We start from the raw sequence: 22,810 nt of genomic DNA, 5'->3' as shown, positions 1-22,810 counted from the left end.
GGTGCGCTCCTGTGAAGAGGTGCAAACGGTGAGTGGGTCAGCCGGCCTTGGGTACGCCGCGCAGCAGGGCGTCGTAGTCGGCGCTCCACCGCTTGCCGTCCGTCTCGGCGGACTTCGAGAGGCTGTAGGTGGTGGTGCCGGCCGGGATGGGGTCCTGGAATCCGGGTACGGACGTGGCCGCCGGGATACGCAGGGACTCGGCGATCGCCTTCTGCCCGTCGCTGAGCACCCAGTCGGTCCACAGCAGTGCTGCGGCCGGGTGTCGGGGGTGGGACATGAGGCCGACTCCGTTGGGTCGCAGGATCACTGGTTCCACCACGGGCCGCCATGCAACGGGCGCGCCCTTCTTGGCGGCCTTGTCGACGGTGTGGCTGTATACGGACAGGGCGACGGCGAACTGTCCCGCACTGAGCAGTTCGCCCTGCACCGTGTGGCCCTTCGTCACCTTGACATTGGCGGCGATCCTTTTGAAGAGGTCGTCGGCATCGGATTGGCTCATTCCCTGCTCTTCGGTGAGGTACGTGTGCATCGACGCGTACCAGTCCCAGTCGCCGATCTCGACGGACAGCCTGCCCTTCCAGCGGGGATCGGCCAGGTCGGCGAAGCTCTTCGGCTCCTGGCCCTTCTTGACCAGGTTGGTGTTCCAGCCGATGACGAACGCGTTGAAGCGCTCCGCGGTCCAGCCGCCGAGGCCCTTCGCGGCGTCCTTGAGGCCGGCCTCGGCCGGTCCCGTGTACGGCTTGAGCAGGCCCTGCGAGTCCAGTGCGCGCAGTTCGATGTCATTGGTGTCGACGACATCGTTCTGCGGCTTGTTTGCCTGGTTCTCCTGGGATATCCGCTGGAGGACCGTCTCGGAGTTGGCCCGGAACGCGTTGACCTTGATCTCCGGGTAGGCCTTCTTGAAGCCGTCGACGAGGTCCTGGATATCGGTGTTCGAGGTGTAGAGGTCGAGCTGGGCGCCGTCCTTCTTCGCGTCGGCGAGCAGCTTGTCCGTCCGTGCCTGGCCGGTCAGCGAGGCGTAGGGGGCGTAGGGGTCGGTGTCGGCGGCCTGGCCGCCACCGGGGGACTGGGTCGTGGGAGACGAACCGCAACCCGTGAGGATCAATCCGGCGGCCAGGAGGCCGGCCGTAAGAGCACCATGTCGCATCGCACACTCCTGGGCGAAGCCGGTCGCGGGCCCTCATTGGCGGGCGAGTGGGGCGCGGGCGTTAAGGGAGGAGACCGGGCAGCGGGCTGTTCGTGCGGTTGAGATGTCCGAGCGTTGCCGCTTGGGTCCCTGCATGAAACACCAGGTTCGGTCTTATGGTCTAACCATGCGACGGCTGTGTTATCTCATTGTTACCGACGCATTGTCGGGAGATTGACCAGATACGTTTCGGACATCTCGTCAGGTCTCCGGCGGGCCCGCCGGGGCACCGGGAAACGGGGCCCGGCGGGGCCGGTGTCAGGTGCGGGGATCCTCGCCGAAGACAAGGGACTTGATGGTGACGGGCACGGTGTTGGAGGGCTGGCGGACGCGGCCGATGTCGATGTGGTCGAAGTCCCGCAGCCGCAGCCCGTCGATGACCAGGAGCGGTCCGGTGACCCCGAGTTCGTCCCTGAGCAGTCTGCCGAGGGTCAGGGCGACATCGCCGTCGAGCACGACGAGCACGGCTCTGCCCCGCGCGGTGCGCTCGGCGAGCGCGTCCCGCAGCCCCCGGGCGAAGGCCAGCAGCCGCCGATGGCTCGGCGGCCCGCTCCATGACAGGGCGACCGCCACGTCCGTATCGGCCGCCACCTCTTCGACGGCGGCCAGCCGGTGGCGTACGGCGGCCTCGACCGCGTCAGCGTCGACGTTCTTCCCGAGCGCGAGGACCGGCCGTACGACCCGCAGATCGCGGCGTGGCAGGAGGGCGCCCGGGTCGGAGACGAATCCGGTGTTCCCACTGAGCTGGACGCTGTACTCCGACGCGCCCAGCGCGGTCGCGCGGATGCATTCGCCCGCGGGCAGCAGCGGGAAGGGCAGCGCGCCGGAGTCGACCCGGCGGCGCACCGCCCGGCCGAGCGGGAGCCCGAGATCCCCGAACGCCTCGGTCTGCCGTCCGTACACGTACTCGGCGACCCCGCCCGAGAACATCACGCCGTCGACGGGACCCGGCACCATGAGCGGCGCCGTCAGGAGCAGCTCCGCGACCTCGGGCGGCGGAGGACCGCCAGTGACGGCCGCGACCAGCGCGTCCGCCATCGCCTCCGCGACCCGCTCCGCTTCTTCGGGGCGCACGGGATCTCCGGGCTCCCAGTCGAACCCCGCCCGCGCCGCGTGACGCCGGCCGGCCGGATCGAGCCGTACGATCCGGCCCGCGCCGTCCATGACCTGGAGCCGCCCGCCGATGTGCACGGCGGCGGTCGACACCACCTCGCCCCGGTCGAGGACCGCCAGCTTGGTGGTGCCGCCGCCGATGTCGATATTGAGGATGCGCAGCCCGGTGTCGTACGAGACCTTCGCCGCGCCCGAACCGTACGCGGCGAGCATCGCCTCCATGGTGTGCCCCGCGGTCGCGGTGACCAGATCGCCGCCGCGCTCGGCGAGCACCCCCGCGATGGCCTCGGCGTTGCGGCGGCGCAGCGCCTCACCGGTGAGGATCACCACGCCGGTGTCGACCGCGGCGGGGTCCACGGCCGCGTCCCGGTACGCCCGGTCGATGACCGAGCCCAGCGCCTCGGCGTCGATGCGCTCGGCGCTCGCGTACGGGGTGAGGACGACGGGGGAGCGGTAGACGGTCTCCCGGCGCACGACGATGTACCGGCTGGTCAGGTCCTCGCCGATACGCCGCAGCAGCAGCCGGGAGAAGACGACCTGCGTGCCGGAGGACCCGATGTCCATCCCGACGCTGTTCAGCGTGACATTGTCCTGCTGCCAGATCGGGTTGTCCTCCAGCGCGCCCGGCTCCTCGTCGTCGTGGTCGTCATGTACGTGCGCATGCGTGTGCGCGTCGGTGTGTTCGTTGTGATGGTGGCTGTGCCGGTGGTCGGTGTGGTGAGTGCCGTGCGGCCCCGAGTGGCTCACGACGACATCAGCCGGTGACCTTGGCGCCCTCCGGCAGCGGTGCCAGCGTGGGCAGCTCCGCCGCGTACACCTCGTCCATCCGCGGCTCCATGCCGTGCTTGGCCAGCGCCTCGCGGAAGGTCTCCCGTACCACCGGCGACTCGTCGGCGTAGTCGATCTGGTCGCCGCCGACGCGCCGGCTGATCCAGGCCTTCGGCACCCCCTGCGCGTTGCGGATGGAGACCACCTCGTGCTTGAAGGCGAGATAGCGGCCCGGCTCGGGGCCGGTGTTGAAGTGCTGGTGGAACCACATGTTCGGCGGCACGATCAGCGAGCCGGGGCCCCACTCGTAGCGCCGCGGCTCCTCGCCCTCCGGCCACATCAGGCTGTAGCCCTCGCCCGACAGAATGATCACATGGGCGCCGGGACCGTGCCGGTGCCCCTTCTTGTAGGTGGCCGTCGGGAACTGCGAGATATGGCTGTTCATCGACCCCTTGGCCATCGCGAAGCGGATATGGCCGCCGCCCGCGCCGCGCTCCTTCGCCTCGATCAGCGGCAGACTGACCGCGTCGGCGACGAAATTGGTGTCCAGCAGCAGGCCCTTTTGCTCGCCCCTGGGGGAGAAGTAGTCGGGCTCGCCGTTGAAGCGGTCCGGGAAGTCGTGCGCGGTGCCGAAGACGAAGTCCACGTCGTCGTAGAGATTGATGACCGGGGGCATGTTCGTCGAGGAGACGAAGCGCGCGGTCTTCAGCCCGGAGCCGTTGAAGTGCTGGTGATGGGTGTTGAGCGGGATGGCGAAGATCGATCCGGCCTGCCACTCGAAGGTGACCTCGGCGCCGGCGTCGTTCCACACCGTTGTCGAGCCCTGTCCGTCGAGGACGAGGATCATCTCCTCGAAGAGCTGCCGCTGGGGCGCCAGTTGGCCGCCCGCGGGGATCTCGCAGACATAGCAGTCGTTCGAGGTGCGGGTGGCCTCGTGGTTGATGAACACACCCCGGCCGCCCCGCCGCTCCCACGGCTTCAGCTCGACCGTACGCAGGTCGGGTACATAGTGGGCGGCGATGATGTCCAGTCCCTCCGCGGCGACCCAGCGCGTGTAGGGGGAGTCCTTCTCGGTGGCGAACTTTGCCGCCAGCTTGTCGTCGACGATTGCGTCCTGGGCCATACCACGGCCTTTCCTGGTCGGCTTCTCTGCCACGCGCATTGGATTGGTAGAACCATAAGGCCATGCCTTTTTTGGTGTCAACGAGTCGTGCGGGACCCCGGCGCCCAGGTCAGATACCCCTCCTGGGCCACCGCCCGGGCGGCCTCGGCGGCGGTGACGGGATCGAGATAGCGGCCCCCGCGGACGATCGGCGTGAGGTGCTCGTCGAGGGTGTAGAGCAGTGGGATGCCGGTGGGGATGTTCAGCTCCATCAGCTCGTCGCGGTCCAGCCCGTCGAGATGCGCGGCCAGCGCGCGCAGCGAGTTGCTGTGCGCGACGACCAGGACGGTCCGCCCGGCGCGCAGATCGGGCGCGATGACGTCATGCCAGTGGGGGAGCAGCCGGGCGCTGACATCGGCGAGGGACTCGGTCAGCGGCGCCCGCTCCGCGTCGGCGCCCTCGGGGGCCGGCCCGTCGTCGGGGGTGAGCGGGGGCGGAGCCACGTCGTACGACCTGCGCCAGAGCCGGAAGCGCTCCTCGCCGTACTCCCGCAGCACCGCGCTCTTGTCCTTGCCCTGAAGCGCGCCGTAATGCCGTTCGTTGAGCCGCCGGCTCCGGGTGAGCGGCGCCCCGGGGCGGCCGAGCGCCGCCAGCGCGAGGGTGCCGGTGCGGACGGAACGCCGCAGTACGGAGGTGTGCGCGACGTCCGGGAGCAGTCCGGCGGTACGGAGCAGCCGACCGGCGCGGCGTGCCTGTTCCTCGCCGTGCGGGGTCAGATCCACATCGACCCACCCGGTGAAGAGGTTTCTGGAGTTCCACTCGCTCTCGCCGTGGCGGAGCAGGATCAGCGTGTGCATGGGCCCGATTGTGAGCACGCGTCACGGCGGTCGCGCTACCTCCTTGTTCACCTCTCAGCAATCTGGTCTAATGGTCGGACCAAGGGCGGGATGGCTCGATGCCGCGTCCGTCGCTTCGGAAGAGACCAGCCCTGAAGAGACAGAAGCCCGGAGAGGGAGTAGGACCTTGCCCAAGGTGATCTTCGTCGGCAGCGCCGGCTCCTCGTACACCGTCGACGCGGCGGCCGGGGATTCGGTGATGGCGGCAGCGGTCAGGAACGGCGTCCCGGGGATCGTGGCGGAGTGCGGGGGCAACTGCTCCTGCGCCACCTGCCATGTCTGGGTACGGGAGGAGTTCGCGCCGCTCGTCGGCCCACCGGGCGACATGGAGGACGACCTGCTCGACATGGGTGTGTCCGACCGCAGGAGCACCAGCCGCCTCTCCTGCCAGATCCGTGTCACCCCGGAGCTGGACGGGCTGACCGTCGACATCCCGCCCGAGCAGCCCTGAGCGCTCAGTACCCGAGGTCAGTACCTGAAAGGGAAACGGCTGTGCTAAGACAAGACATCAACGAGCTGCTCACGCAGACCGGCCCCGGGACACCCATGGGGGAGCTGTTCCGGCAGTACTGGATCCCCGCGCTGCTGGCCGAGGAGCTTCCGGAGAACGACTCCCCGCCCGTACGCGTCAAACTCCTCTCGGAGCGCATGGTCGCCTTCCGCGACAGCGAGGGACGGTACGGCCTGGTCGACGAGTTCTGCGCGCACCGCGGCGCCTCGCTGTGGTTCGGCCGCAACGAGGGATCCGGGCTGCGCTGCCCGTACCACGGCTGGAAGTACGACGTCACCGGACAGTGCGTCGAGGTGCCCTCGGAGGCCGACAACAGCAGCTTCTGCCAGAACGTGCAGCTCACCGCGTATCCGCTGGTGAAGATCGGCGATGTGCTGTGGACCCATATGGGGGACGCGGCCACCCGGCCCGCGCTGCCGGAGTTCGAATTCGCCCTGGTGCCGCCGGAGCAGACCTACACCTCCAAGCGCTGGCAGCAGTGCAACTGGCTCCAGGCGTTCGAGGGCGGTATCGACTCCAGCCATGTCACCTTCCTGCACTCCGGCGGGCTGAAGACCGACCCGCTGTTCCGGGGCGCCAAGGGCAACGAGTACAACATGAACGACACCAAGCCGTTCTTCGAGGTCGCCGACAGCGACGGCGGACTCTTCGTGGGCGCCCGGCGCAACGCGGAGGAAGGCACCTACTACTGGCGGATCACGCCCTGGGTGATGCCCAACTTCACCATGGTGCCCCCGCGCGGCGACCACCCGATCCACGGCCACTTCTGGGTGCCGATCGACGACGAGAACTGCTGGACCTACTCGTTCGACTACCACCCGGTCCGCGCGCTCACGGACACGGAGCGCCAGGCGATGATGGACGGGCACGGCGTCCACAGCAAGAACATCCCGGGCACCTACCGGCCCGAGGCCAATATGGACAACGACTATCTGATCGACCGCGAGGCCCAGAAGCGCGGCGACACCTACTCGGGGGTCGCGGGCATCGCCATGCAGGACGCCTCGCTCCAGGAGAGCATGGGGCCGATCGTGGACCGTACCCGGGAGCGCCTTGTCCCCGCCGACAGCGGGATCATCAAGGCCCGGCAGAAGCTCCGCAAGGCCGCGATAGCCCTGCGGGACGAGGGAGTGACCCCGCCCGGGGTGGATCCCGCGCACCACAGGGTGCGGTCGGCGGCGGTGGTCCTGCCGCAGGCCGAGTCCTTCCTCGACTCGTGCCGCGACGCGGTCAAGTCGGTGCCCGGCGTACCCCAGTCGTCGGTCTGACATGCCGGCGGCGACGGCGTATCTCAGCGAATGCGCGCGGGCGACCGCGCCCGGCGAGTCACGGTTCCGGATCCGGGCGCGCATCGCTCCGGCCAGGGCCGCGCGGATCATCGCCCTGGACGAGCGGGCCGAAGGCGTCGCGCACCGGCTGGCCGGCCGGCCGTGGACCAACGCCCGCTTCTATGTGAACCGCAGTGCGGGAGGCGCGGACACGTCCGGCGCCGGGGTGCTGCTGCGGGAGATCGACGGTCCGTCCGCACCGCTCGAACAGGTGCTGACGGACACCGATGTGGTGGTCGTCCTCGCCACCGAGGACGGCGGCCGGGCCACCGCCGCCGCGATCGGGCGGCACTGCTGGAGGCACGGCATCACAACCGCGGGGGTGGTGCTCGGCGACGGCTTCGAGGCCGGTGACGCGGTCGCCGCGCTCCGCCCGTACGCCCGGGTGCTGCTGCTGTCCGCCGACGAGAGCGATGTGTCCGAACTGCTCACGGCCCTCAGGGTCTAGACCCGTGCGGCCTTCCTCCGGACAACCGGGAACTCCGGACACACGGGAACTCAAGACACTACCGGGAAGACGAATCCTTCATGACCGACAGCACGCCTGACAGGATCAGTCCGCGCACGCTCCAGCGGATGAAGGAGGACGGCCGCAAGATCGTCGGTGTGGTGGCCTGGGACTACCAGATGGCGCGGATCGTGGACCGGGCCGGGGTCGACCTCGTCTCGGTCGGCGACACGGTCGGCGTCAATCTCTGGGGACAGTCGAACCCCTTCGAGGTCACCATGGACGAGATGCTCGTGGTGACCCGGGCGGTACGGCGCGGGGTGCGCCGCGCGCTGGTCAGCGCGGACTTTCCGTTCGGCCCGCTCCAGGAGGGCACCGACAGCGCGGTGCGCGCGGCGATCCGGTTCGTCAAGGAGGCCGGCGCCGACATGGTCAAACTCGACGGCGCCTCGGACTTCCCCGAGGCGGTCACGGCCATCACCCGCGCGGGCATCCCGGTGTGCGCGCAGTTCGGCATCACCCCGCAGACCGCCCTGCGGTACGGCGTCGAGTACCGCGCCATCCCGTCCGCCGCCGACCAGGTGCCCGAGGCGATGAAGGGCGCGCTGGTCGCCGAGGCCAGACGGCTGGAGGACGCGGGCGCCGCTCTGCTGAACTTCACCAACTCGGGGCCGGTCGTCGGAGCCGCCGTCGCCGCGGCGGTCTCCGTCCCGGTCGTCGGCGGATTCGGCGGCGGCCCCTGGCTCGACGGCCGGATGCGCATGGTCAACGCGGCCATCGGCTATGCCGCTTCGGCCCTCGACGACCCGCCGGACACCTATGCGAACGTCGCCCGGACCACGCTCGACGCGATCACGGCCTACGCGGGGGACGTCCGGGCCGCGCGGCAGATCGCCGGAGGCATCCCCGTACCGCCTCCCGCCACGGACTGAACGCCGCCCGCCGAACGCCATCCGGAACGCCGTCCGCCGAACGCCACCCGCCGAGCCGACAAGCCGGGCCCACACGAGAGGAACCGCGCCATGCCCACCGCCGTCATCGACGGGATTCCCACCCGCTACGAGGTGGCCGGCGACGGCCCGCCGCTGCTGATGTTCTCCCCCGGCGGCTTCGACTCCTCGCTCGAAGGCTGGCGCGAGGTCGGCGTCTACCGGCGGCTGCGCCTGCTCGACCGTCTCACCGAGCGGTACACCTGCATCACCTTCGACCGCCGTGAGTCCGGCCGGTCCGGGGGCCGGCTGGAACGGATCTCCTGGGCCGACTACGCCGCCCAGGGCGTCGGCCTCCTCGACCATCTGGGGATCGGCCGGGCGCATCTGATGGGCGGCTGCGTCGGCTGCTCGACCGCGGCGGTGCTCGCCGTGGCCCACCCGGACCGGGTGCTGAGCATGGTGCTCTACTCGCCCGCGGGCGGGGTCAAGTACCGGATGAAACAGCACGCCCGTTTCCTGCGGCACCTCGCCCATGCCGAGGAGCACGGCCCGGCCGGGGTGGTGGAACTGGTGCGGAGCACCGACGCGGGCTTCACCGCCGATCCCCGGGTCGGCCCCTGGGCACGCGTCATCCGCCAGGACGACGAGTTCGCCGAACGGTACGCGCGGACCGACGCCGGCCGGTACCAGGTGACGGTCGGCGGTATGGCGCGGCTGCTCTTCGACCGCGACACGGTGCCGGGCCCCGAGCCCGAGGACCTGCTGACCCTTGATGTCCCGGCGCTCGTCGTGCCGGGCCAGGACGACTCGCACGCGCCGTCCGCCGCCCGCTACCTCCAGGAATGCCTTCCGCTGGCGGAGTACTGGGGCGTCCCCGTGACCGAGCAGACGGAGCGCAGCGCGCCGGCGAGGGTGCTCGAATTCCTGGACGGGGTGCGGGAGTAGGGGTACGGGAGCAGCTTCCGGCCGCGGTCGGGAGCCGTGGTCGGGAGCCTTGGTACGAGAGCCGCGCCCCGGACGCACTGCGGTGCGCGGGGCGCGGTCGGTCGTTTGAGCGGCGAGCGGCCAGCGGTATCAGCGCGTCCCGCCGTCCCGGAGTGCCCGCGCCCCGCCGCCACGCTCGATCGCCGCGATCTGGTCGAGCCGCCTCCGGTGCACCCCGCCCTTGAACGGGGTGTCCAGCCACGCGGCCACGATCTCCTCGGCCGCCCCCGGCGCCACCACCTTCGCGGCCAGCACCAGGACATTGGAGTCGTTGTTGCCGCGCGAGATCCTGGTGCTCCACAGATCGTGGCAGAGCCCGGCCCGTACCCCGGGGAACTTGTTGCAGGCGATGGTCTCGCCCAGTCCGCTGCCGCCCAGGACGATCCCGCGGTCCGCCGGGCCGTCGGTCACCTGCCAGCAGACATCGGCGCAGAGCGGCGGATAGTCCACCGTCTGGTCGGCGTCCCCGTAGGCGCCGCGGTCGTCGACGGTGTGGCCGTGCGCCGCCAGCCATACCGCCAAGTGGCCTTTCAGTACCACGCCGTTGTGGTCCGCGGCGATGACGATGTGCATGGTCTCTCCTCCAGTGGCGAGTGCGGTGGCCGCCGGCCCGGTGAACCCGGCCGGGCCTCAGGCCGTCAGATCGAGCGTGCTCTCGGCGAAGAGTTCTTCGAGCACCGGCGCCCGGTCGAGGATCCGCTGGTCGACCGCGTGCCGTACCAGCGTCTCCAGCACCGCCCGGTTCGGCCCGATGCCGTACGGGAGCGGATCGGCGCCGGTCATCTCCATGACCCGCCCGTACATCAGGTCCGCCGCGCCGGGCTTCGCCGGGACCCCCTCGCGCAGCCGGTCGACATACAGCCGCTTCGCCCGGGCGAACGCGTCGAAGACCTCCGCGCCCAGCTCGGGCCGCTCGGCCAGCAGCTCGTCCCGTACCACCACGAGATGGTTGACGGGATAGAAACCGCGCTCGCGCAAGGCCGTGAAGCCCGCCTCCTCGGGGTGCGGGATCAGCGGTGTCAGCCGCTCCGCGCCCGGGCCGGAGACCGCGCCGATCACCGCGGCGAGTTCGCCGTCGAGCACCCGCTCGGCCAACGAGCGCTGCCCGTCCATCGGTTCGACATTCGCCGGCGGCCGGTACGCGCTCACATGCTCGTCGCCGGACAACACCCACCGCACCCCGTCGAGATCGACCCCGTACTCCTCGCGCAGGACGGCCCGCGCCCAGACACCGGTGGTGACCGTGTAGCCGCGCTGCACACCGACCCGGCGGCCCTCCAGATCCTTGGGGACCCGGATGTCCGACGCGGGGTCGCGCAGGATCGCGCCGTGGTGGAAGCCGCGTACCAGGAACACCGGCAGCGCCGTGAACCGTACGCCGTGCGCCTTGGCCACCAGATAGGTGGTCAGCGCCATCTCGCTGATGTCGAACTCCAGCCCGCGGACCATGCGCCGGAAGGCGTCGACCAGTACGGGCACCTCCTCGAAGGCGAAGCTGAAGCCCCGCGGAACCACCTCGCCGGTCTTGAGTGCCTCGTTGTTGCCCTGGGTGCGGGTCACGGTCCTGAGCTGAGGTGCGGCCATGTGTCTCTCGGCTCTCTCGTGTCTCTCGTGGCGTGTCTCTTGTGGCGGTCTGCCGACGGCCCGAAGGCGGCCCGAAGGCGGCCCGAAGGCGGCCCGAAGGCGGGCTGACGCCCGAAAGGTACCATGGTCAGTCCATCAGTCCATAGAGTAGTGTGGCGGCCCGACAGCCCCCGAGGGTGAGGAGAAGCCATGGCGGAGCAGGTGCTGGCGGCGGTCAGGACCGCGCCGGGCACGACCGAGCTGCGCGAGTTCCCGATGCCGGACATTCCCGACGACGGAGCGCTGCTCAAGGTCGAGGTCGCCGGAATCTGCGGCACGGACGTGAAGATGTACGCGAAGCCGCCGTTCGCCGACCCGGTGATCATGGGCCATGAGAACGTCGGGGTCATCGCCCGGGCCGGCCGTACCTTCACCGAGCGCAGGGGACTCGCCGAGGGCGACCGTGTCTTTGTCGAGCACTATGTCGGATGCTTCCGCTGCGAGTGGTGCCACCAGGGCGAATACCGCCACTGCGAGGCCACCGACTGGCGCACCAACCCGGACGCCCGCCGCTACGGCTACACCTCGGCGAACAACCCGTACCACCTCTGGGGCGGCTTCTCGCAGTATCTGTACCTGCCGTGGAACGCGGTGATCCACCGGGTCCCCGACGGGGTCTCCGCCGAACTCGCGGGCCTGGTCACGCCCTTGTCGAACGGCATCGAATGGGCCCTGGTCACCGCGCGGGTCGGTTACGCCTCGACGGTGCTCATCCAGGGCCCGGGACAGCAGGGCCTCTCCCAGGTCGTCGCCTGCAAGCAGGCGGGCGCCTCCCGGATCATCGTCACCGGCACCACCCGCGACACCGCCCGGCTGGCCCTCGCCAGGGAACTCGGCGCCGACGACGTCATCGACGTACGGCGCGAGGACCCGCTGGCCCGGGTAATGGAGATCACCGGCGGCCGGGGCGTCGACGTGGTGCTGGACTGCACCGCGGGCGCCGGCACCGCCCCCGTCCTGCTCGGTGTCGACGCGCTGAAGCGCCGTGAGGGCACGATGGTGGTCCAGGGCGAGCTGGCGGCCTTCCCCGACTTCCCGCTGAAGAAGATCACCGAGAAGTCCATCAGCCTGCTGAGCGCCCGCGGACACAGCTTCCGCTCCTGCGAACTCGCCCTGGAACAGCTCGCCTCGGGACGCTTCCCGCTGGAGAAGCTGAGCACCCACAGCTTCGGCCTCGGTGACACCGACCGCGCCATCCGGACCGTCGGCGGCGAGTACGGCGAGGACGTCGTCCATGTGTCCCTGCTGCCCTGGGCGGGGGTGACGGCATGAGCGTCGTGGTGCGCGATCCCCTCCGTACGGACCGGGCGACCGCCGACGGACTCGGCGCGTACGGTGTCGCCACCGTGCACGAGGCCCAGGGCCGCACCGGGCTCCTCTCGCCCGCGCTCCGGCCGGTCTACCGCGGCGCGCATGTCGCGGGCACCGCGGTGACGGTCAGTGTGCCGCCCGCGGACAACTGGATGCTCCATGTCGCGGTCGAACAGTGCAGGGAGGGGGACATCCTCGTCGTCGCCCCCACCTCCCCGTCCGAGGCGGGCTACTTCGGTGAACTCCTCGCCACCGCCGTCGCCGCCCGTGGAGTCCGCGGCGTGGTCATCGACGCGGGCTGCCGCGATGTGGCCGAGCTTCAGAAGATGGGCTTCCCGGTATGGGCGCGCCACATCTGCGCGTACGGCACCGTCAAGGAGACCCTGGGCGATGTCAACACTCCCGTCGTCTGCGCGGGTCAGCGCGTCGAGGCCGGCGATGTGATCGTGGCCGACGACGACGGAGTGGTGGTCGTACCGCGGCTGCGCGCGGCCCAGGTGCTGGAGGCCTCCCGCGCCCGCGAGGAGAAGGAAGCCGTCTCCCGCGCGCGGTACGAGCGCGGTGAACTCAGCCTCGATGTGCACGGAATGCGCGAAAGGCTGGCGCGCAAGGGGCTGACGTATGTCGACCGCGCTCCGGACAACTGATCCGGATGAGACCTGGCAGACCCGGCAGACGACGAACGAGGACCGCATTTCGATGATCATCGACTGTCACGGCCATTACACCACCGCCCCGCCCCAGCACCAGGAGTTCCGCGACGCGCAGCTCGCCCGCCTCCGGGACCCCGCCCTGCCCCTGCCCGTACCCGCCGCCATGAGCGACGACGAGATCGGGGAGAGCGTCGAGAACAACCAGCTCAGGGTGCTCCGCCAACGCGGCGGCGATCTCATGCTGTTCTCCCCGAAGGCCTCCGGGATGGAGCACCATGTGCCCGATCCGGCCACGGCCCGCACCTGGGCGCGGGTGAACAACGACCTCGTCCACCGGATCGTCGGCCTGTTCCCGCGCCACTTCGCCGGGGTGTGCCAGTTGCCCCAGACCCCCGGCGGCCCGCTCGACGACTCGGTCGCCGAGCTGCGCCGGTGTGTCACCGAACTGGGCTTCGTGGGCTGCAATCTGAACCCCGACCCGTCCGGCGGCCGCTGGGACTCGCCGCCGCTGACCGACCCGTACTGGTTCCCGCTGTACGAGGCGATGGTGGAGCTGGACGTCCCCGCGATGGTCCATGTCTCCACCTCCCACAACCCCAACTTCCATACGCTCGGCGCCCATTACCTCAATGCGGACACCTCGGTGTTCATGCAGTTCGTCCAGGGCGATCTCTTCGCACGCTTCCCGGCGCTCCGCTTCGTCATCCCGCACGGCGGCGGCGCCGTGCCGTACCACTGGGGCCGCTACCGCGGGCTCGCCGTACGGCTCGGCCGCCCCGACCCCGCCGAACTGCTCGCACGGAACGTCTTCTTCGACACCTGCGTCTACCACCAGCCCGGTATCGACCTGCTCCACCAGGTGATCGGGGCCGACAGCATGCTCTTCGCGTCGGAGATGCTGGGCGCCGTGCGCGGTGTCGATCCGGACACCGGTATCGCCTGGGACGACACCAAGCGTTATCTCGACCGTACGGGACTGACCGAGGCCCAGCGCCGCAAGGTCTTCGAGGAGAACGCCCGCCGGGTCTATCCGCGGCTCGACGCCCGACTCACCGCGGAAGGCAGGTAGACAGCCCCATGTCCCGACTGCGTCTCACGTTCGCCTGCGGCGACTACGACCGTACCCGCGCCCTCGCCGAGGGGACGGTCCGCGCCGACGGCATCGAACTGACGTATCTCAGACTGCCCGTCGAGGAGACCTTCTTCCGGATGATGCGGCACCAGGAGTTCGAGGTGGCGGAGATGTCGCTGTCCTCGTACGTCCTGTCGCTGCGCGCCGACCCCTCGCCTTTTGTGGCCCTGCCCGTCTTCACCTCCCGGATGTTCCGGCACGGCTCGCTGTACTTCCACACCGGCTCCGGTATCTCGTCGCCCGAGGACCTGCGCGGCAAGCGGGTCGGCACCCCGGAATACCAGCTCACCGCGTGTGTGTGGATGCGCGGCATCCTGGGGGACCGGCACGGCGTTCCGTACGACTCGGTCACGTACCTCACCGGCGGACAGGAGACCGCGGGGCGGGTGGAGAAGGCCGGCGTCGACCTGCCGGACTCGGTACGGATCAGCCGTATCGCCGAGGACAGGACGCTCTCCGCGATGCTCGCCGAGGGCGAGATCGACGCGCTGTGCACCCCGCGGGTCCCGAGCCCGTTCGTCGCGGGGGATCCCCGGGTGCGGCGGGTGTTCACGGATGTCGTCGCCAGTGAGAAGGAGTACTACCGGGAGACCGGCATCTTCCCGATCATGCATGTGGTCGTGATCAGGCGCGATGTGTACGAGGCGTATCCCTGGGTCGCGCAGTCGCTCAACAAGGCGCTGGTGACCGCCAGGGACGAGGCGTACGCGAACCTCTACGACACCTCGGCGCTGCGCTTCATGCTGCCCTGGCTGATCCCGCAGCTTGAGGAGGCCAGGACCCTGCTGGGCAGGGACTACTGGTCGTACGGGGTCAAGGACAACCACGAGACCCTGGCCACCTTCCTGCGCTACCACCATGAGCAGGGGCTCTCCTCGCGGCTGTGGACGCCCGAGGAGCTGTTCGCGCCGGAGTCACTGGAAGCGGCGGTGATCTGACGCTCTCCCGGCAGAAGTCCGGCCCCGTCCTCGCTGTGGGAGGACGGGGCCGGAGCCGTGTGCGGGCCGCTGTCAGGTCGGCAGGACGGCGTCGGTGCGCGGGCCGGTGACCAGGAGCTTCAGGGCGGTGGCCGTATCGGCCGCCGCGCCGGGCTCGACGGTGGCGCCCCGGGTGAGCGCCCCGCGTACGGCCATGTAGTCGGCCGGGCTGTTGACGGAATCGGCCGCCAGGAGCCGCCCTTCCCGGTAATAGAGGACGGAGAACCGCTCGCTGTCCGGATCGCCGCGCACCACATACTCGTCGTACCCCGTGGAGAGCCCGGCGATCTGAAGCTTGAGATCGCCTTGGTACGACCAGAACCACGGCACCGCCCGCGGCCCCGCCGACAGCCCGAGCAGGGTCGCGGCCGCCACGGTGGCCTGGGCGACGGCGTTCTGCACGGACTCCAGCCGTACCCTGCCGACCCCCGTCGTGGGATGCGGCTGTACGGTGCAGTCGCCCGCGGCGCAGACCGCGGGATCGCTGGTACGGGCCTCCGCGTCGACGACGATGCCCTGGTCGCACTCCAGCCCGAGCCGCTCGGCGAGTTCGGTACGGGGAACGGCGCCGACACCCACGAGCACCAGATCGGCCGGGAGACGGGTGCCGTCGGCGAGTCCCACCCCCGTCACCTGCCCGGCCGCCCCGTCGAACCCGGTGACCGAGCCCGACAGCAGGACGCGAATCCCGCGACGCCGGTGCGCCCGCAGATAGAAGTCGGAGACGACCGGGGCCACGGCGCGCCCGAGCAGCCGGGGCGCCGCCTCGACCACGGTGACCTCCTTGCCGAGCGCCCGGGCCACCGCCGCCGTCTCCAGACCGATGAAGCCGCCGCCCACCACCACGACCCGTCCGGCGGCCAGGAGCCGCGACCGCAGATGGGCCGCGTCGTCACGGTCCCGCAGGACACAGATCCCGCCGAGGTCGGAGCCGGGCAGGGTGAGCCGTCGGGGCGTGGAACCGACCGTGAGGGCCAGCCGGTCGAACGGCAGGGTGCGCCCGCCCGCCGTCACCGCGACACCGGAACCGGGCCGGCCGTCGGCGGTCAGCGACACATCGGTGACCCGCTCGCCACGTACGAGATCGATCCCCGCGGCCTCGTAGAAGCCGGGCACCCGGAAGTCCAGCGACGCGAGATCCGCCTCACCGGCCAGGAACTCCTTGGACAGGGGCGGCCGCTGATAAGGCGGATGAGGTTCCTCGCCCACCAGGGTGATCGGTGCCGTATCACCCAACTGCCGCAGAGATACGGCGAGTTGCAGACCCGCCTGGCTCGCGCCGACAATCAGCGTGCCGCCGCCCGCGGCCGTGCCGCTCACCGGTACCCCGCTTCCGGTGCGCCATGTCCCATGTCCCGCCGGGGGCTGTGTCGCTGGTCTTCGGGCGGCATCGGGTGTCCTCTCCGGTCGAAGATCTCCAACTGAGGCCAAACTGTCATACCATTCTACCATCGCGATTCCGGGTGGTCCCCGATGGCGGCGGCAGCATCCCGGAGCGCCCGCGGGCCCGCACCGGAACCCGGCGCCCGTCCGCTCGTACACTGGTGTTCAGGCCGTTCCGTCCGCAGACGATGGTGAGGGCATGGCGAATCCGACGATCCTGACGGTCGACGACGATCCGGCGGTCTCCCGGGCCGTCGCCCGCGACATCCGGCGCCGCTACGGCGACCGGTACCGGGTCGTCCGCGCCGTCTCCGGCGCGGAGGCACTGGAAGCGCTCCAAGAGATCAAGCTGCGCGGCGAACGGCTCGCGGTGATGCTCGCCGACTACCGGATGCCGAAGATGAACGGCATCGAGTTCCTCGAAGCGGCGATGGACCTCTTCCCGCTGGCCCGGCGGGTGCTGCTGACGGCGTACGCGGACACCGGCGCCGCCATCGACGCGATCAATGTCGTCGATCTCGACCACTATCTCCTCAAGCCGTGGAACCCGCCGGAGGAGCACCTCTACCCGGTGATCGACTCGCTGCTGGAGGCCTGGCTGGCCACCCCCGATCCGGGCTGCACCGAGACCCGGGTGGTGGGGCACCGCTGGTCGGCCCCGTCCTTCGCCGTACGGGACTTCCTCGCCCGCAATCTGGTCCCGTACCGCTGGCTCCCGGCCGACGAACCCGAGGGCGCCCGTCTGCTCACCGCCGCCGGAGCCGCCGCCACCGACGTACCCCTGGTGGTCACGCCGGACGGTACGACGATGGTGGCGCCCGCCGAGGGCGAACTCGCCGCGCATGTCGGGCTGAGCACCACCCCCACCTCGGACTTCTACGATCTCGTGGTGGTCGGCGGCGGACCCGCCGGGCTCGGCGCCGCGGTGTACGGAGCCTCCGAGGGGCTGCGTACGGTCCTGGTCGAGCGCGAGGCGACCGGCGGGCAGGCGGGCCAGAGCAGCAGGATCGAGAACTATCTCGGCTTCCCCGACGGTGTCTCCGGCTCACAGCTCACCAACCGGGCCCGCCGCCAGGCGCTGAAGTTCGGCGCCGAGATCCTCAGCGCCCGCGAGGTCGTCGCCCTGGAACCGGCCGGCTCGGGCCGGGTGCTGCGGTTCGGCGAGGGCTCCTCGATCACCGCGCACACGGTGGTGCTGGCCACCGGCGTCTCGTACCGAAGACTGGCCGCCCCCACACTGGAGGAGTTCACGGGCGCCGGGGTGTTCTACGGATCGGCCGTCACCGAGGCACCCACCTGCTCGGGCGAGGAGGTGTACATGGTCGGCGGCGCCAACTCGGCCGGCCAGGCGGCCGTGCACTTCTCCCGCTACGCCAAGCGTGTGCACATGCTGATCAGAGGCGCCGATCTTTCCCGGTCCATGTCCAGTTATCTGATCGAGCAGATCCGTGACATCGGCAATATCGTCGTCCACCCCTGGACCGAGGTGATCGCCGGGGAGGGTGACGGGCACCTCCAGCGGCTGACGCTGCGGGACGCCCGGTCGGGCGCCGAGGACAGCGTCGACACCTCCTGGCTGTTCGTCTTCATCGGCGCCGAGCCGCGCACGGAGTGGCTGGACGGCGTGGTCGCGCGCGATCCGCTGGGGTTCGTGCTCACCGGCCCCGACCTGCTCGCCGACGGACAGCGCCCGCCCGGCTGGACGCTGCCCCGGGACCCGTACCACCTGGAGTCCAGCGTGCCGGGGGTGTTCGCGGCCGGAGACGTCCGCGCCGCGTCCCTGAAGCGGGTCGCCTCGGCCGTCGGCGACGGCGCGATGGCCATCTCGCTGGTCCACCGTTATCTGGAGGCGCAATGAACGCAGAGGCGCCTGTCGTTGTGGAGGCGCCATGACCGCTTCTGACCGGTTGACACCGGACCAGGTGCGCACCCTGTTCCTTTTCGAAGCGCTCGACGACAGCCAGCTCGGCTGGCTGGCCGAGCGGGGCAGGGTGGAGGTACGGGAGGGCGGCACGGCCGTCTACCAGGAGGGCGAGCCGGCCACCTGCTTCTTCGTCCTGCTCAGCGGGGCGGTGACGCTCAGCAGACGGCTGCACGGGGACGACATCGAGGTCACCAGGACCGACAAGCGCGGTGTGTACGGCGGAGCCACCCAGGCGTATCTGGGTGACCGGGTGGACCAGGCGTATCCGAACACCATGCGGGCCGTCAGCGACGCCGAGTTCTTCGTCCTGCCGGCCGAGGAGTTCGCCGATGCGATGCGCGACTGGTTCCCGATGGCGCTGCATCTGCTGGAAGGCCTGTTCTTCGGCACCCGCGCGGCGGACACGGTCATGGGCGAACGCGAACGGCTGGTCGCGCTCGGCGCCCTGTCCGCCGGCCTCACCCATGAACTCAACAACCCGGCCGCGGCAGCCGTACGGGCCACCGAGGCGCTGCGCGAGCGGGTGAGCGGGATGCGGCACAAGCTCGCCCTGATCGCCGACGGCCGACTCGACGGCACCCGGCTGCGCGGCCTGGTGGAACTCCAGGACGCGGCGGTCAAGCAGGCCGCCGCCGCCTCCCCGCTGTCGGCGCTCGCCGCCGCCGACGCCGAGGACGAGATCGGCGACTGGCTGGAGGAGCACGAGGTCGCGAGCCCCTGGGATCTGGCGCCGGTCCTGGTGTCGGGCGGGGTGGGCGTGCCCTGGCTGTCCACGGTCGCCGAGACGGTCGGCGAGGACCATCTGGACTCGGCGGTGCGCTGGCTCGCGTACGCCATCGACACCGAACTCCTGATGGGCGAGATCGACGACGCCGTGACCCGGGTCTCCGACCTGGTCGGAGCGGCGAAGCAGTACTCCCAGCTCGACCGGGCACCGCACCGGACCGTCGATGTGCACACCCTGCTCGACGCCACCCTGACCATGCTGAAGGGCAAGATCCCCGCCGGGATCCGGGTGGTCAAGGAGTACGACCGCGACCTCCCGGAGATCCCGGCGTACGGCGCCGAACTCAACCAGGTGTGGACCAATCTGATCGACAACGCGGTCGACGCCATGGGCGACGAGGGCACCCTCACCCTGGCCACCCGCAGGGACGGCGAGCAGCTCCTGGTGGAGGTCGCCGACACCGGCCCCGGCATCCCCGCGGAGATCAGGCCCCGGATCTTCGAACCCTTCTTCACCACCAAGTCCGTGGGCGACGGCACCGGCCTCGGCCTGGACATCTCGTACCGCATCGTCGTCAACAAGCACCGGGGCGACATCCGCGTACAGTCCCAGCCGGGGAACACCCGCTTCCAGGTGCTCCTGCCGATCACTCAGGAACCTTCCTCCGAAACCCCCGAAGCGTGAGCGCACACCTCTGACGGATACCTCTGACGGAACAGGTCCGGCAGGAGGCTGACGAGGCCGAGCGCGGCCAGGCCGGCGCCGAGCCACAGCGGACCGCGCAGGCCGTACGCGTCGATGGCCGGCCCGCCGGCCGAGGAACCGATGATGACGCCCAGCGTGATGAACGAGGAGTGGACGGAGTTCACCAGCGGCCCGGCATTGCCGGCGCGCTGGACACGGGTGGCCATCGCCGGGTTCATGGTGACGCCGACGAGGCCGATCCCCATCAGGCAGACCAGCGCGGGGGCGGACATGCCGGCGAACAGGGCGAAGCCGGTGAGGAACACGAGATTGAGCAGCAGCCCGCAGAACAGCACCTGGAGGGTGTACCGGTCTGCCAGCCGCCCGACGACGGTATTGCCGATCACGGTCGCCGCGCCGTATCCGACGAGCAGCAGCGGGACCGTACCGGCGTCAAAGCCGGCCACCTCGGTCAGGATCGGATTGACGTAGCTGAACGCGGAGAAGGTCGCGCCGATGATCAGGGTGCTGGTGGGCAGTACCAGCCAGAGCCGGGGACTGCGGAACACCGCCATCTCCTGCCGGAAGTCGCTACGTGCTTCGGCCCGCGCCGGGCGGGGCACACCGACGGCCGTGCACACCGCGGCGATCACCGTCAGGACGGCGATGCCCCAGAAGGCGGCACGCCAGCCCAGACGTTCCCCGATGACGGTGGACAGCGGCAGACCCAGCAGGGTGCCGAACATCAGCCCGTTCATGAGCACCGCGATCGCCCGGCCGTGTACGCCGGGGCGGGTCAGCCGGACGCACATCGCGATCGCGACACCGAAGAACGCCTGCGAGGCGGTGCCGGTGAGGATACGCGCCGCCAGCATGACACCGTACGAGGAGGCGGTGGCGGCCAGGATGTTGCCGGCCAGGAAAAGGGCGAACACCAGCATCAGCGCGCGCTTTTGAGGGACCTTCAGCACGGCCACGGTCAGGAACGGGCCGCCGGCCGCCATCGCCACGGCGAAAGCGGTGATGAGGTAGCCGACCTGGGGGATGGTGACCCCCAGCCCGTCGGCGAGTTGCGGCATCAGTCCGGAGACCGCGAACTCGCTGGTGACCATGGCGAAGACGCCAACGGTCAGCACGTATACGGCACGAGGCATGAACCGGTTTCCTTCGGGATTGGTTTGCGATGGTTTTGAATCGCTGGTTACGGAAAATGGGCAGGCCGAAGTCGGACATGTGCTGGGGGAGTCGCTCCAAGGGCGGAGCGGGAAGTGGGGGAGCGGCCTGCGTGCGGCTCAGTCGGTGAGCGGGCTCAGCAGGTCAGGGTGTCCAGCGTGGTTTCCGCGATGCCGTGCGTGGCCGGCGGGGCCCGGATCCGCTCTGTGGCGGACCCTCGACGTCCTCAAGGACGGCCCACTGGGTGGCGGTCGTCAGGTCAATGTAACGGCCCGACGCGGCGAGGCTGGACGGGGGGGCCGGTGGGGCCGGATTTCGGGCCCGGCGCCGTCCATGGCGCATCATGGCGCCATGATGGCTCGACATGGCGCCATCGATGTGCCATGGTGGTGCTATGGACCTCACGCCGTATGTCGGCAACCTCCGGCATGAGCTCGCCGTCGCAGCGGACGCGGGCGGAGACGAAGCCCGCGCCCTGGCGGAGCGGCTCACCGCACCCCTGGAGTCGGCCGCCCGGCTCACCCTGCTCAACGCACTGTCTGCCGCCATGGAGGAGGTGACCCGTGAGCTGGCGCCGGGCTCGGTCGACGTACGGCTGCGCGGGCTCGACCCCGAGTTCGTGGTGACACCGCCGCCGGTCCCGGAACCGTACGAGGAGACCGGGGACGGGGAGCACGAGGTGGCGCCACATGGCGCCATGGCGGCACCGGCTCCCGTACCCGTTCCCGCCGTCCCGGACGGCGACGAGGGCGGAATGGCCCGTATCAACTTCCGTCTGCCCGCCCACCTCAAGGCCCGGGTCGAGGACGCCGCGGGTCAGGAGGGCCTGTCCGTCAACGCCTGGCTGGTACGGGCGGTCGCCACGGCCCTGGAGCCCGGCCCGGCGGCCGAGCGCGGCAGCGCCCCGGGCCGCGGCCGCCCCCGGGGCCAGAAGGGCTACAAGGGCTGGGTGCGCTAGCCCCGCCCCGGCCACCGCCCGCACCGGGCCTGTTCATCGACAACGACTTCTTCGTACGGACACTCTCACCCGCCCCCTCGGTGGCGGGACAACACACCAAAGCCATGAGGACGGGACAGCCATGCCTACTTTCGACACCCCCGAGCCGATCTCGGCCACTCTCGAATTCGACGTCGGGTCCGTCCGGATCAGCGCGAGCAAACGCACCGACACGGTCGTCGAGGTCCTGCCCGGCGACGGCGCCGACGACGCCGACGTACGCGCCGCGCGCCAGGTCGAAGTGGTCTGCTCGGGCGGTGCGCTGCGGGTCAAGGGGCCCAAGAACCGCTCCCTGTTCGGCCGGAGCGGCACGATCGACGTGACCATCGAGCTGCCGGCCGGCTCGGACATCCGGGGCACCTCGCCCCTGGGCGACTTCACCTGCGAGGGGCCGCTCGGGGAGTGCGCGCTCAAGACCTCGGCCGGCGACATCCGGGTCGACGAGGCGGCGACCGTGACCCTGAAGACCAGCCACGGCGACATCCACCTGGCGCACGCCACCGGGGACGCCGAGATCACCGGGGCCGGCCGGGTCGACATCGGTACGGTCACCGGCGCCGCCACGGTCAAGAACCTCAACGGCGAGACCACGATCGGCGAGGTCACCGGCGACCTGCGCGCGTCCTCGTCCAACGGGCGTATCTCCGTGGGCATCGCGCACGCCGGAGTCGAGGCCAAGTCCGCCAACGGCGGCATCCGGATCGGTCAGGTGGCGCGCGGCCAGATCGTGCTCCAGACCGCCTCCGGCGACCTTGAGGTCGGAATCCCCGAGTCCACCGCCGCGTGGCTCGACGTGAACACCCGCCTCGGGCGGGTACGCAACTCCCTCAGCCCGTCCGAAGGCCCCGGCGCCTCCGACGAGACCGTCGAGGTGCGCGCCCGGACCGGACTCGGCGACATCGTGATCCGCCGCCCCTGACCGGCCCGTACCACCCGTACACCCGCATCACCTGTACCG

At 70.5% G+C, this 22,810-nt stretch carries 21 protein-coding genes; 13 read left to right on the top strand and 8 right to left on the bottom strand.

Annotated elements, in window-relative coordinates:
- Positions 1–37: 37 nt before the first annotated feature.
- The 4 genes from ACFU9P_RS00640 to ACFU9P_RS00625 form a co-directional block, all read right to left on the bottom strand.
- The gene (locus ACFU9P_RS00640) at positions 38–1,147 is read right to left on the bottom strand and encodes an ABC transporter substrate-binding protein (protein WP_376381162.1); all 1,110 of its coding nucleotides are present in this window, start codon (positions 1,145–1,147) and stop codon (positions 38–40) included.
- 297 nt (positions 1,148–1,444) lie between these two features.
- On the bottom strand, positions 1,445–3,046 hold the full coding sequence (locus ACFU9P_RS00635; protein WP_384076682.1) for an ethanolamine ammonia-lyase reactivating factor EutA: 1,602 nt from the start codon (positions 3,044–3,046) through the stop codon (positions 1,445–1,447).
- Positions 3,047–3,053: 7 nt separating this feature from the next.
- The gene (locus ACFU9P_RS00630; protein ID WP_376381156.1) at positions 3,054–4,190 is read right to left on the bottom strand and encodes an ethanolamine ammonia lyase-activating protein; all 1,137 of its coding nucleotides are present in this window, start codon (positions 4,188–4,190) and stop codon (positions 3,054–3,056) included.
- Between the two features lie 77 nt (positions 4,191–4,267).
- On the bottom strand, positions 4,268–5,026 hold the full coding sequence (locus tag ACFU9P_RS00625) for a 2,3-diphosphoglycerate-dependent phosphoglycerate mutase (protein WP_384076679.1): 759 nt from the start codon (positions 5,024–5,026) through the stop codon (positions 4,268–4,270).
- Between the two features lie 166 nt (positions 5,027–5,192).
- On the opposite strand from ACFU9P_RS00625, the gene ACFU9P_RS00620 reads away from it, so the two are divergent.
- The 5 genes from ACFU9P_RS00620 to ACFU9P_RS00600 all read left to right on the top strand — a co-directional run bounded on the left by ACFU9P_RS00620 (position 5,193) and on the right by ACFU9P_RS00600 (position 9,229).
- Positions 5,193–5,516, top strand: coding sequence for a 2Fe-2S iron-sulfur cluster-binding protein (locus ACFU9P_RS00620; RefSeq protein ID WP_376381150.1), 324 nt, complete (start codon positions 5,193–5,195; stop codon positions 5,514–5,516).
- Between the two features lie 41 nt (positions 5,517–5,557).
- Positions 5,558–6,844: a Rieske 2Fe-2S domain-containing protein gene (locus ACFU9P_RS00615; protein ID WP_376381147.1), complete on the top strand. Its 1,287-nt coding sequence runs from the start codon at positions 5,558–5,560 to the stop codon at positions 6,842–6,844.
- A gap of 1 nt (position 6,845) precedes the next feature.
- The gene (locus ACFU9P_RS00610; RefSeq protein WP_376381144.1) at positions 6,846–7,352 is read left to right on the top strand and encodes a 3-methyl-2-oxobutanoate hydroxymethyltransferase; all 507 of its coding nucleotides are present in this window, start codon (positions 6,846–6,848) and stop codon (positions 7,350–7,352) included.
- Between the two features lie 80 nt (positions 7,353–7,432).
- On the top strand, positions 7,433–8,284 hold the full coding sequence (locus ACFU9P_RS00605) for a 3-methyl-2-oxobutanoate hydroxymethyltransferase (protein ID WP_384076675.1): 852 nt from the start codon (positions 7,433–7,435) through the stop codon (positions 8,282–8,284).
- Positions 8,285–8,374: 90 nt separating this feature from the next.
- Positions 8,375–9,229, top strand: a complete 855-nt coding sequence (locus ACFU9P_RS00600) for an alpha/beta fold hydrolase (protein WP_384076672.1) — start codon at positions 8,375–8,377, stop codon at positions 9,227–9,229.
- 129 nt (positions 9,230–9,358) lie between these two features.
- On the opposite strand, the gene ACFU9P_RS00595 is transcribed toward ACFU9P_RS00600, so the two are convergent.
- Positions 9,359–9,841 carry an RpiB/LacA/LacB family sugar-phosphate isomerase gene (locus tag ACFU9P_RS00595; protein ID WP_376381135.1) on the bottom strand — a complete coding sequence of 161 codons (483 nt, stop codon included), beginning with the start codon at positions 9,839–9,841 and terminating at the stop codon, positions 9,359–9,361.
- A 57-nt stretch (positions 9,842–9,898) separates the two neighbouring features.
- Positions 9,899–10,852, bottom strand: coding sequence for an ABC transporter substrate-binding protein (locus ACFU9P_RS00590; protein WP_384076670.1), 954 nt, complete (start codon positions 10,850–10,852; stop codon positions 9,899–9,901).
- A 189-nt stretch (positions 10,853–11,041) separates the two neighbouring features.
- On the opposite strand from ACFU9P_RS00590, the gene ACFU9P_RS00585 reads away from it, so the two are divergent.
- The 4 genes from ACFU9P_RS00585 to ACFU9P_RS00570 are packed head-to-tail and all read left to right on the top strand — an operon-like array spanning position 11,042 to position 14,925.
- Positions 11,042–12,163 carry a zinc-binding dehydrogenase gene (locus tag ACFU9P_RS00585; RefSeq protein WP_376381129.1) on the top strand — a complete coding sequence of 374 codons (1,122 nt, stop codon included), beginning with the start codon at positions 11,042–11,044 and terminating at the stop codon, positions 12,161–12,163.
- Positions 12,160–12,849, top strand: coding sequence for a 4-carboxy-4-hydroxy-2-oxoadipate aldolase/oxaloacetate decarboxylase (locus ACFU9P_RS00580; RefSeq protein WP_384076667.1), 690 nt, complete (start codon positions 12,160–12,162; stop codon positions 12,847–12,849). Before ACFU9P_RS00585 ends, ACFU9P_RS00580 begins: the two co-directional genes overlap by 4 nt.
- Before the next feature lie 52 nt (positions 12,850–12,901).
- Entirely contained in the window at positions 12,902–13,924 is a 1,023-nt protein-coding gene (locus tag ACFU9P_RS00575; protein WP_384077885.1) for an amidohydrolase family protein, read from the top strand.
- A gap of 8 nt (positions 13,925–13,932) precedes the next feature.
- Positions 13,933–14,925, top strand: a complete 993-nt coding sequence (locus ACFU9P_RS00570) for an ABC transporter substrate-binding protein (RefSeq protein WP_376381123.1) — start codon at positions 13,933–13,935, stop codon at positions 14,923–14,925.
- Between the two features lie 72 nt (positions 14,926–14,997).
- On the opposite strand, the gene ACFU9P_RS00565 is transcribed toward ACFU9P_RS00570, so the two are convergent.
- The gene (locus ACFU9P_RS00565) at positions 14,998–16,284 is read right to left on the bottom strand and encodes an NAD(P)/FAD-dependent oxidoreductase (RefSeq protein WP_384076664.1); all 1,287 of its coding nucleotides are present in this window, start codon (positions 16,282–16,284) and stop codon (positions 14,998–15,000) included.
- 262 nt (positions 16,285–16,546) lie between these two features.
- Between ACFU9P_RS00565 and ACFU9P_RS00560 the strand changes: the two genes are divergently transcribed.
- Both ACFU9P_RS00560 and ACFU9P_RS00555 read left to right on the top strand, forming a co-directional pair.
- A complete protein-coding gene (locus ACFU9P_RS00560; RefSeq protein ID WP_384076661.1) occupies positions 16,547–18,205 on the top strand; it encodes an FAD-dependent oxidoreductase in 1,659 nt (552 codons plus the stop codon).
- Between the two features lie 31 nt (positions 18,206–18,236).
- The gene (locus ACFU9P_RS00555) at positions 18,237–19,682 is read left to right on the top strand and encodes an ATP-binding protein (RefSeq protein ID WP_384076658.1); all 1,446 of its coding nucleotides are present in this window, start codon (positions 18,237–18,239) and stop codon (positions 19,680–19,682) included.
- Here the strand turns inward: ACFU9P_RS00555 and ACFU9P_RS00550 are convergent.
- Entirely contained in the window at positions 19,649–20,836 is a 1,188-nt protein-coding gene (locus ACFU9P_RS00550) for an MFS transporter (protein WP_384076654.1), read from the bottom strand. The genes ACFU9P_RS00555 and ACFU9P_RS00550 overlap by 34 nt on opposite strands.
- A gap of 413 nt (positions 20,837–21,249) precedes the next feature.
- Here ACFU9P_RS00550 and ACFU9P_RS00545 point away from each other — a divergent pair, with 413 nt between their 5' ends.
- Positions 21,250–21,813: a hypothetical protein gene (locus tag ACFU9P_RS00545; protein ID WP_384076652.1), complete on the top strand. Its 564-nt coding sequence runs from the start codon at positions 21,250–21,252 to the stop codon at positions 21,811–21,813.
- A gap of 121 nt (positions 21,814–21,934) precedes the next feature.
- Positions 21,935–22,771: a DUF4097 domain-containing protein gene (locus ACFU9P_RS00540; protein ID WP_384076650.1), complete on the top strand. Its 837-nt coding sequence runs from the start codon at positions 21,935–21,937 to the stop codon at positions 22,769–22,771.
- The last annotated feature ends 39 nt before the right edge of the window (positions 22,772–22,810 follow it).

The sequence above is a fragment of the Streptomyces sp. NPDC057617 genome, assembly GCF_042800555.1.
Taxonomy (GTDB): domain Bacteria; phylum Actinomycetota; class Actinomycetes; order Streptomycetales; family Streptomycetaceae; genus Streptomyces.
This window is presented reverse-complemented; position numbering and strand designations above follow the sequence as displayed.